Annotated in this window: 2 protein-coding genes; both read left to right on the top strand. The window is 66.0% G+C overall.

Features of this window, described 5'->3' with window-relative positions; translation table 11 throughout:
- Positions 1–543: cbb3-type cytochrome c oxidase subunit I (locus KXC43_RS50215; RefSeq protein WP_221383421.1), on the top strand; the 543-nt coding region annotated here is incomplete at its 5' end.
- 207 nt (positions 544–750) lie between these two features.
- Positions 751–1,719, top strand: a complete 969-nt coding sequence (locus KXC43_RS50210; RefSeq protein WP_221383420.1) for an Acg family FMN-binding oxidoreductase — start codon at positions 751–753, stop codon at positions 1,717–1,719.
- Positions 1,720–2,265: the final 546 nt, after the last annotated feature.

Here is a 2,265-nt window from a genome sequence, read left to right as displayed (position 1 = left end):
GCGGTGTTCGCCGGCATCTACTTCTGGTTCCCGAAGATGTTCGGCCGAATGCTCGACGAGCGCCTGGGCAAGATCCACTTCTGGCTGACGATGATCGGCTTCCACAGCACATTCCTGGTGCAGCACTGGCTGGGCACCGAAGGTATGCCGCGGCGATACGCCGACTACCTGGAAAGCGACGGCTTCACGGTGTTGAACACCGTGTCGACGGCGGGGTCCTTTCTGCTGGGCGTCGCGACGCTGCCGTTCATCTACAACTGCTGGAAGTCATACAAGGTCGGTCCGGTGGTGACGGTCGACGACCCTTGGGGTCACGGCAACTCGCTGGAGTGGGCGACCAGCTGCCCACCGCCGCTGCGCAACTTCGACCGGATGCCGCGGATCCGCTCGGAGCGGCCAGCGTTCGACGCGAAGTTCCCGGAGCTGGCAGCCGGCGAGCAGTCGATCGCGGGACCGCCTGAGGGCGGCGCGCGCCCGCTGACCAAGGAGTCTGACGGCGGCGCGACCTACGCGGAGGACATCGGCTCGGATCGCGACCGATGAACTACCGGCGTGCCAGCCTCGCGGGCCGGTCGAACCAGCGCGGCACCGCTCAGGTGGTGCGACCTGCCGGGAGGCCGGTTTCCGGTTGGAGTTTTGTATCTGAGTTACACCGTTGTGCCCGGTGCCGCGCCCCGAAAGCCTCTATCCTTTAGTGGAGGCGCGTCCTTGTGCCACGAGACCCAGATCGGTAACCGGCGGAGGCCTGACGTGAGCCATGCAATCGACCGTCAGCAGGCTCTGTTCCAGGCCGCCGAAGCTGCGAGGTACGCACCGTCCGTTCACAACACTCAGCCGTGGCGTTGGGTCGTGTCCGCGGATCGACTGGAACTGTTCGCGGCCGCCGAGCGGCAACTGCATACTCAGGATCCAGACGGTCACATGCTGCAGCTCAGCTGCGGTAGCGCCCTGCACCACGCCAGGCTGGCGCTGGCCGCCGAAGGTTGGCAGCATGAGGTCGAGCGGCTGGCTGACAGTCCGCTGGCGGTGATCCGCCCGACGCGGCACGAGCCGGCTCGGCCAGAGGCAGCGCGGCACTTCCAGACACTGCACGTGCGGCACACCGACCGGCGAACGGTGAGCGACGAGCCCGTCAGCACGGACACCGTGGAGGCGTTCATCCACGCCGTTGAGCGCGAGGGTGCCCGGCTGCATCTGCTCAACCGTGACGAGGTCATCGAGCTGGCCGTCCTGGTTGAGCACGCACAGAGGGCTCAGGCAACCGATGTGCGTTTGCAGGCCGAAACGGCTACCTGGGTCGGTGGTGAGCGAGCGGACAACGCTGGGGTGCCCAGTAGCGTCCTTCCGGCAGAGCAGCCACGAACGACGGTAGCCGAACGAGACTTCGGCACGTCGGGAACACTTCGGGCGGGCGAAGGCCACGACACTGCGGCTACCTACGCCGTTCTTTACGGAAGCGGCGACGAACCCGCCGACTGGCTCCGCGCCGGCGAGGCACTCAGCGCTCTCTGGCTCACCGCCATCGAGCGCAGCGTCGGCGTGCTTCCCAACAGCAGTCCGGTTGAAGTTCCGTTCACCCGACACGAACTGCGTCGCTTGATCGGCGACCTCGGCTTTCCGTACCTTGTCCTGCGTCTGGGGACCTTCGGATCCGAGCATGCCGGTCCGGGCCGGACACCCCGGCTCCCCGTCGAACAGATCATCGAAGTGCGATCCTGACGCCTGGTACGACGTACTCTGCTGTCACCGGTCGAGGTATAGAGGCGCGGTTGCTGCTACGTCGATCCCTCGAGCCGGCAGGGTCGCCGGTGTCGCGCCTCCGGAGTCGAGCTCCGATCCCGAGAGTTCGCGGAGCGTCATCCAAGGGGAGCGGACTCCCACTCGGCTACCGAACCCACAACCAGGCCCATCTGCGCAGGTGACGGTACGAAGCGCGACGGCTCGCCGGCGACGCCAGACTGTGTGGGACGGTTGCGGCGAAGCTACAACGCCGGTGGCAACTTTGGCTACGACCTATGAGCTGGCCGTCATGAGCAGCGACGCCTGCCCGATCGCCGCCGTCACACCCTGACCTCCACTGGGAGCCGCCCGCCTTACTCCACCGTCCAGCAAGCAGTCCTTGCTGAAGGGCCTCAGGGTCAGACATCAACGACGCTGCGCTCGGCAATACCGCTATCGTGCGGTGGAATGTCAACGGCGGCTGAATCTGGACCCCTCTGGGACGGTTGAAAACGGACCCCCCCTCGTGTGGTTGATCTTGTTTAG

It is taken from the genome of Paractinoplanes polyasparticus (assembly GCF_019710575.1).
In the GTDB taxonomy this organism is placed as follows: domain Bacteria; phylum Actinomycetota; class Actinomycetes; order Mycobacteriales; family Micromonosporaceae; genus Actinoplanes; species Actinoplanes polyasparticus.
Note: the sequence above shows the minus strand (reverse complement) of the source record. Positions and strands in the feature narration are given on the sequence as shown.